This is a genomic window from Mesorhizobium sp. M5C.F.Cr.IN.023.01.1.1, assembly GCF_003997585.1.
In the GTDB taxonomy this organism is placed as follows: domain Bacteria; phylum Pseudomonadota; class Alphaproteobacteria; order Rhizobiales; family Rhizobiaceae; genus Mesorhizobium; species Mesorhizobium wenxiniae.
The window spans coordinates 1-6990 of the sequence record NZ_RZSU01000186.1 but is presented as its reverse complement, the minus strand read 5'-3'; the positions used below and the strand labels follow the sequence as shown (position 1 = coordinate 6990).

The window sequence follows — 6990 nt, the reverse complement described above, 5'->3', positions numbered from 1 at the left end:
GAGCGGCACATCGAGATCCTCGCCAAGGGCGGCGCCCAGCGCCGTCTCATAGCCGCGTTCGACGCTGATCTGCTCTAGGACGGAGGGGAAGAGGTCGCCGCTCGCGGCATTCAGGATCTTGGCCAGCGTGCGGGCCTCGGTTTCGATCCGCGCCAGCTCGGCCTTTGCATCCTGAACGGGCGGGCGGGCGGCACTTTCCGCCGCGCGCTCTTCGGCGACAGCCTGTTCGGCGGCAATCGCCGCGGCTTCGGTCTCCTCGAGCAGCGCCACGGCCTGTTCGACCAGAACCTGCTTCTCGGCGGGATCGGGCAGGCCGGCGACCCTGGAGGCGATATCGGACAATTCCCGGTCGACATCGGCGAGCTGGCGGGCGAAACGGTCGCGGCGCTCAGCGGTGTCGCGCAGCGTTCGTTCGATCTGGTTGCGGGAGGCGGCGGCCTCCGCCCGTTCGGCCGTCAGCCCGGCGAGTTTGGCTTCACTGGCGGCAAGCGTCGACGCCGCCTGTTCGACCGCCGCGCGGGTGCTGGCCTCACGGTCGGCGGCGCCGGCGTTCTCAGTGTTGAGCACGGCTTCTTCGGCGGCGAGGCGCTCAAGAATATCCGCATTGTCGCGGACCATCCGCTCCTCGCGGGTGATGTCGCCGTCGAGCTGCTGGAGCCGGCGGTCGAGTTCCGCTTGGCGGGCGCGGATGCGGCCCGCTTCCTCTTCGATCTGCGTCTTGGCGATCGACAGGCGCTGGAAGGCGGCAGCTGCGGCGGCTTCCGCATCGCGCAGTTCCGGCAACCGATGCGCGCCGATCCCTTGCTCCCTGGCGGCAGCCATCTGGGCGGCGGCGCGGTCGCCAACCAGTGCCGTAGCAATCGCCAGCGCCGAGCGCGCCTCGCCTTCTTGTGTTTTGGCCAACGTCCAGCGCAGATGCAGCAGCGTCGCTTCAGCCTTGCGGATGTCGGCCGACAGGTTCTTGAAGCGCGAGGCCTGGCGGGCCTGGCGCTTCAGGCTTTCGATCTGGCTTTCCAGCTCGCCGACGACGTCGTCCAGCCGTTCCAGATTCTGTTCGGCCGCCTTCAGACGCAGTTCCGCCTCGTGGCGGCGTGTGTGCAGACCCGAAATTCCGGCCGCCTCTTCCAGCAGCGCGCGGCGCGCCTGCGGCTTTGCCTGGATCAGCTCGCCGATGCGGCCTTGCCCGACCATCGAGGGCGAGCGCGCGCCGGTCGACTGGTCGGCGAAAAGCAGTTGCACGTCCTTGGCGCGGGCTTCCTTGCCGTTGATACGGTAGAGCGAACCCGCCTCGCGCTCGATTCGGCGCGAAACCTGCAGTTCGTCTGCGTCGTTGAAGGCGGAGGGCGCGCTACGGTCGCTGTTGTCGAGGAAAAGCGTGACTTCGGCGGTGTTGCGGGCAGGACGCGTTCCCGAACCGGAAAAGATGACGTCGTCCATGCCGGACGCGCGCATGTTCTTGTACGAGCTTTCGCCCATCACCCAGCGCAGCGCTTCGACAAGATTCGACTTGCCGCAGCCGTTCGGCCCGACGATGCCGGTCAGGCCGCGTTCGATGACGAACTCGCCGGGTTCAACGAAGGACTTGAAACCGAGCAGGCGAAGGCGCGAGAACTTCATTCGCGCCGCCCCATAGCCAAGTTCCGCAAAAGCGTTCCGCGGTTTTGCGAACAGAATCCGCGGCACAACAAAAAGTAGCGCACGCCGAAGCGCAGCCGCTTCGGCGCTGCCGAAACGTCAGAGCAGAGGGTCGATAATGGCCGAGATTTCCTCAATCGACAGCGCCCCCTTGTAGGTCTTCCCGTTGATAAAGAAGGTCGGCGTCGAGTCGACCTTGAATTCATCGGCGCCGCGCTTTTGGACCGATCTCACATCGTCCAGAAGTTTCTGGTCCGTCAAGCAGGCCTCGAACGACTCCTGTGTAAAACCGGCCATCTTGGAGATTTGCAGCAGGGCGTCCTTGGTATTGGCAACACCTGCCCAGTTCGCCTGCTGCCTGAACAGAACGTCCACCATCGGGAAATAATTGTCCTTGGAGCAGCGTGCCAGCATGAAACCGGCCTCGGCGCTGGGGTCGAACGGAAATTCGCGCAAGATAAGGCGGGCCTTGCCTGTGTCGATATATTTCGTCTTCAGCTCAGGCAGGGTGGTTTCGTGGAAATGCGCGCAGTGCGGGCAGGTCATCGAGGCATATTCGACAATGGTGACCTTCGCGTCGTCCTTGCCCAGTTGCTCGTCGGGCAGTGCGCCGGGTTTCAGCAGAGCCGCCATGTCCACCGTGCCCTGGGCCTCAGGCGCCTTGGCCGCGGCAGGAGTGGCCGGCTTCATCGCATCGGCGGGAGCCGCAGGCTTTGCATCCTGCGCCACGGCCTTCTCACCCGAGTCGCTGCAGGCGGCGAGCAGTGCCACCGCCGGAATGGCGGCCAGCGACGACAGGAGGATCCTGCGGGACAAAAGACGAGTCATACGAATCACCTGACAATGGTTGGATTTTGCAATGCAAAGACTAGAGAAGGCGAGAGTTGGCGCGAATTAAGGCATCGCCGTCCCCATTCCAATCGCCAAATCTTGTGTGCGCGATCACGAAAGCGCGAGATTATACTTTCTTTTGACCGAGAATGGTGGCGCCGAGCCGCTCCAGCGAAGCGCGCAGCCCGTCATCCTCGATCATTCCGACAGTGCCTGACAACTTCACCTTCTCGGCCGCGGTCAGCGGCCGAAAGCTTGGTTTAGGCCGCCCTTTGTCCGCCGTCACCGGCTTTTGCACGATTCTGATCCGGCCGATAGCGTTGAAGCCGAGGAAGGCGTTGACCCTGTTAATGATCTCGCCGGTCTCGTGCTGCAGATGGAGCGCGGCCATGCCTTCGCAGGCGATGACCAGAACCGCCGGCTCGAACGGATCATCTTCATGCATGCGGCGCGGCCACTGGATCTTTTCAGGGCGCGAACGGCTGGCGAGCCGCGGCCCGGCAATCTCCTCCCAGGACTGGACGAGCCCGATCGACATGCCGGCCCGCTTCCGCAACACCGGATCGAGAATCTGGGTTGCGAGATCACTCACCGGAACGGGATTGCCGAAGGGCCTTTTCCCTGCCATGTGCGTTCTCCAGTCACGACCTTCACCACGCATCGGTTAGGCCAGTCCTCGATCAATGGCACTGCACGACCAGACCCGCAAGACCGCATCCGGAGACAGCGGCAGAGCCGCGTCTGGAGAAAGCGGCGAGATCGCGTCCCGCCTGCTCGCCTGGTACGACGCGCATCACCGCGACTTGCCGTGGCGCGTTGCGCCGCGCGAGTTGGCAAGCGGCATACGGCCCGATCCATACCGCGTCTGGCTTTCCGAAGTCATGCTGCAGCAGACCACGGTCGAAGCGGTAAAATCCTATTTCCGGGCCTTTCTCGAGAAATGGCCTGATGTCGATGCACTGGCCGCGGCACAGGCCGCGGATGTCATGAAGGCCTGGGCCGGGCTTGGCTATTATTCCCGCGCGCGCAATCTAAAGGCCTGCGCCGATCTCGTCGCACGGCAAGGCGGCAGGTTTCCGGATACGCAAGCCGGCTTGAGAGAGCTGCCCGGCATCGGCGCCTACACGGCGGCGGCGATCGCGGCGATCGCCTTCGACCAGCCCGCCGCGGTCGTCGACGGCAATGTCGAGCGGGTCGTTTCCCGGCTGTTTTCGATCGCCACGCCGCTGAGCGAAGCCAAGGGAGACATACGCGCCTATGTCGAGCGCATGGTTCCAGCGACCAGACCGGGCGATTTCGCCCAGGCGATGATGGATCTCGGCGCGACGATCTGCACGCCGCGCCGGCCGCGTTGCATGCTGTGCCCGCTGCGAGAGGATTGCAGCGCCACTGTTTCAAGCGATCCCGAGCGCTTTCCTGTCCGCCTGCCGAAGAGCGAGAAACCGTTGCGGCGCGGGGCTGCCTTCGTTGCCGTACGTGACGATGGCGCCATTCTTTTGCGCAAACGTGCGGATAAAGGCTTGCTCGGCGGCATGACCGAAGTACCGACGACCGGCTGGACCGCGCGGATCGACGGCGCCATCACGGACGCGGCAGCGCCCTTCCCCGGCAACTGGCGGCCGGCCGGCCGGATTGGCCATGTCTTCACCCATTTCGCGCTCGAACTCGACGTCTTCAAAGCGGTGACCGATGGCGCTGCCCCTGCGGGGCACTTCTGGTCGCTGGCCCATGAAATTTCTGGCGAGGCGCTGCCCACCGTCATGAAAAAGGTAATCGAAGCGGCGATACCGGGCGCGACGAAGAAGCAGCGCGCACATTAAATCGCCCATATCGCCCCACATTGAATTGCATTGAACGAGGACAAGAATGACCGAAATCCGCCACATCGTCTTCGACATCGGCAGAGTGCTGATCCACTACGATCCGAACTTGCCCTTCAGCCGCTTGATCCCCGACGCCGAAGAGCGGAAATGGTTCTTCGACAATGTCTGCACGCATGACTGGAACATCGAGCAGGACCGCGGCCGGACCTGGGAAGAGGCCGAAGCGCTGCTGATCGCCGAACACCCGGACCACGCCGACAACATCCGCAACTTCCGTCGCCTCTGGCACGAGATGGTGCCGCACGCTTATGACGACAGCGTCCAGATCATGGAGAAGCTGATCGAGAGCGGCCACGACGTCACCATGTTGACCAATTTCGCCGCCGACACGCTGGCTGAAGCCCGGCAGCGTTTCGACTTTCTCAACCGTCCGCGCGGTGTGACCATTTCGGGCGAGATCGGCATGATCAAGCCGGATCGCGGCATTTACGAGCATCATGTGACCGCGTTCGGCCTCGAGCCCGCGGCCACGCTGTTCATCGACGACAGCCAGAAGAATGTCGACGGCGCCAAGGCGGCAGGCTGGCAGTCGGTGCTGTTCACTGACGCAAAGACGCTCGAGGCGGACCTCAGAGGGCTGGGGGTCAGAGTGTGATTTGAATCGCTTCGACAGGCCGATTGATAATCCGCTTAACATGGCAGACACATAGGATCCGTTCGTCAGGCCCCTGCCCGCTCAATGCCGAGACGGGCGATGCGGCGAAGCTCGTCGATCGGAGTCAGGCCGCCGCTGCGCTCATAGTGCCAGAAGGTCCAGCCGTTGCAAGCATCCAGCCCCTGAACCTCCGCGCCGATCTTGTGGATCGATCCGGCGCTGTCGCCGACCGCCACCGTGCCGTCGGCGCGCACCCTGGCTGCCCAGCGCTTCCTGGCGTCATAGAGTGTGGCTCCCGGCACCATCAGCCCGGTGTCGATGAGGCTGACGAACGCAACGCGCGGCTCCGCGCGCTTGCCGGTAAGTACGGTAAGATCAGCCCGATCCAGCGGTCGGACTGCATCGATGCGCTCGTTGGCGGCGTCGATATAAGCCTGCTCGCGCTCGATGCCGACGAAATGGCGGCCGAGGCGCTTGGCCACCGCGCCGGTGGTGCCGGAGCCGAAGAAAGGATCTAGCACGATATCGCCGGGCTTGGTCGAGGCCATCATAATGCGGGCGAGCAGCGCCTCGGGCTTCTGCGTCGGATGCAGTTTGTCACCATTTTCGTTCTTGAGGCGCTCGCTGCCGGTGCAGATCGGAAACAGCCAGTCGGAACGCATCTGGATGTCATCGTTCGACGCCTTCAGCGCTTCGTAGTTGAAGGTGTAGCCCTTGCCCTTCTGGTCGCGCGAGGCCCAGATCATCGTCTCATGGGCGTTCTGGAAGCGGCGGCCACGGAAATTCGGCATCGGATTGGTCTTGCGCCACACGACATCGTTGAGGATCCAGAACCCCAGATCCTGCATCTTGGCGCCGACCCTGAAAATGTTGTGATAGGAGCCGATGACCCAGATGGTGCCGTTGGGCTTCAGCACGCGGCGCGCCGCCAGCAGCCAGGCCCGGGTGAAGGCATCGTAGACCTCAAAACTCGCAAACTGGTCCCAGTCGTCGTCGACGGCATCGACCTTGGACTGGTCGGGCCGGTGCAGATCGCCGTCGAGCTGCAGATTGTAGGGCGGATCGGCAAAGATCACGTCGATGGATTTTTCCGGCAGCCGGTCGAGCGCGGCGACGCAATCGCCCTTCAGGATCGTATCCAGCCATTCAGATTGCTGGGGAGCGTGGGAAAGCTCGTCGAGAAGACGCACGGCAGACATTGTGACACCCAAAGAACGCGTTACTGTTTACACCCCGTTATGGTTACCGATTAGCGTAAATATTCGGTGAAGGCCGAGGGTGCGGACCACGGGTAATTTGCGAAGCCGGGCCCGTTGGTGTATGCCGCGCCGCCTGAACCGTCCCAGCCTCCTCCCTCCCGCTTTCCGGATCGCTATGCCCCAGCCAGACCTTGTCATCTTCGATTGCGACGGCGTGCTCGTCGATTCCGAAATCATCGCCGCACGCATCGAAGCCGAGCTTTTGACGTCGGCCGGTTACGAGATATCGGCCGAGGAGCTTTCCGAAACCTATGCCGGGCTGACCTTCAAGGACATCATGATGCGGGTCGAGGAAAAATCCCGCGTCCCGTTCCAGGCCGCGCTGATCGACCGCGCCGAAGAGCTGGTCGACCGCCGGCTGCGCAGCGACGTGCGCGCCATCGACGGGGTGCACGAGGCGGTCGCCGCGGTGACAGCACCGCGCTGCATCTGCTCGAATTCGCGCACCGAGCGGATCGAATTCATGTTGGAGAAGGTGCGTCTGCTGCCGTTTTTCACTGGGCACATTTTTTCCTCGCTGGAAACGCCGAGCGGAAAATCCAAGCCGGCGCCCGACGTGTTTCTCTTTGCCGCGGAAAAGCTCAAGGCCGACCCGGCGAACACCTTCGTCATCGAGGATTCCGTGCACGGCGTGACCGGCGCCAGGACAGCCGGCATGCGTGTGATCGGCTTCACCGGAGCGGCGCACAGCTATCCCGGGCATGCCGACGCGCTGACCGAGGCCGGCGCCGAAACGGTCATCCGCCGCTGGGCGGAGCTGAAAAGCGTGATCGCCGCCCTGTCGGAA

The 6990-nt window shown here is 63.6% G+C and carries 7 protein-coding genes; 3 read left to right on the top strand and 4 right to left on the bottom strand.

Annotated features, from left to right (window positions below; genetic code table 11):
• From EOA78_RS34470 to EOA78_RS34460, 3 genes are all read right to left on the bottom strand, one after another.
• On the bottom strand, positions 1 to 1617 hold a 1617-nt coding region (locus EOA78_RS34470; protein WP_164784097.1), incomplete at its 3' end, for a chromosome segregation SMC family protein.
• Between the two features lie 117 nt (positions 1618 to 1734).
• Positions 1735 to 2463, bottom strand: a complete 729-nt coding sequence (locus tag EOA78_RS34465; RefSeq protein WP_127320093.1) for a DsbA family protein — start codon at positions 2461 to 2463, stop codon at positions 1735 to 1737.
• Between the two features lie 130 nt (positions 2464 to 2593).
• Positions 2594 to 3094: a DUF721 domain-containing protein gene (locus EOA78_RS34460; RefSeq protein WP_095486155.1), complete on the bottom strand. Its 501-nt coding sequence runs from the start codon at positions 3092 to 3094 to the stop codon at positions 2594 to 2596.
• A 55-nt stretch (positions 3095 to 3149) separates the two neighbouring features.
• Between EOA78_RS34460 and mutY the strand changes: the two genes are divergently transcribed.
• Positions 3150 to 4286, top strand: a complete 1137-nt coding sequence (gene mutY, locus EOA78_RS34455; RefSeq protein ID WP_127320091.1) for an A/G-specific adenine glycosylase — start codon at positions 3150 to 3152, stop codon at positions 4284 to 4286.
• Positions 4287 to 4332: 46 nt separating this feature from the next.
• Positions 4333 to 4944 (top strand): HAD family phosphatase, encoded by a 612-nt coding sequence (locus EOA78_RS34450; protein ID WP_127320089.1) that lies wholly within the window; start codon positions 4333 to 4335, stop codon positions 4942 to 4944.
• Positions 4945 to 5009: 65 nt separating this feature from the next.
• Here the strand turns inward: EOA78_RS34450 and EOA78_RS34445 are convergent, their stop codons facing one another.
• On the bottom strand, positions 5010 to 6143 hold the full coding sequence (locus EOA78_RS34445; protein ID WP_127320087.1) for a site-specific DNA-methyltransferase: 1134 nt from the start codon (positions 6141 to 6143) through the stop codon (positions 5010 to 5012).
• 175 nt (positions 6144 to 6318) lie between these two features.
• Here EOA78_RS34445 and EOA78_RS34440 point away from each other — a divergent pair.
• Positions 6319 to 6990 (top strand): HAD family phosphatase (locus tag EOA78_RS34440; protein ID WP_164784096.1); only part of this gene is annotated, 672 nt, incomplete at its 3' end.

Coding starts and splice junctions, on each gene's coding strand:
- EOA78_RS34465 (WP_127320093.1), bottom strand. CDS start 2,463: ATGACTCGTCTTTTGTCCCGCAGGATCCTCCTGTCGTCGCTGGCCGCC.
- EOA78_RS34460 (WP_095486155.1), bottom strand. CDS start 3,094: ATGGCAGGGAAAAGGCCCTTCGGCAATCCCGTTCCGGTGAGTGATCTC.
- mutY (WP_127320091.1), top strand. CDS start 3,150: ATGGCACTGCACGACCAGACCCGCAAGACCGCATCCGGAGACAGCGGC.
- EOA78_RS34450 (WP_127320089.1), top strand. CDS start 4,333: ATGACCGAAATCCGCCACATCGTCTTCGACATCGGCAGAGTGCTGATC.
- EOA78_RS34445 (WP_127320087.1), bottom strand. CDS start 6,143: ATGTCTGCCGTGCGTCTTCTCGACGAGCTTTCCCACGCTCCCCAGCAA.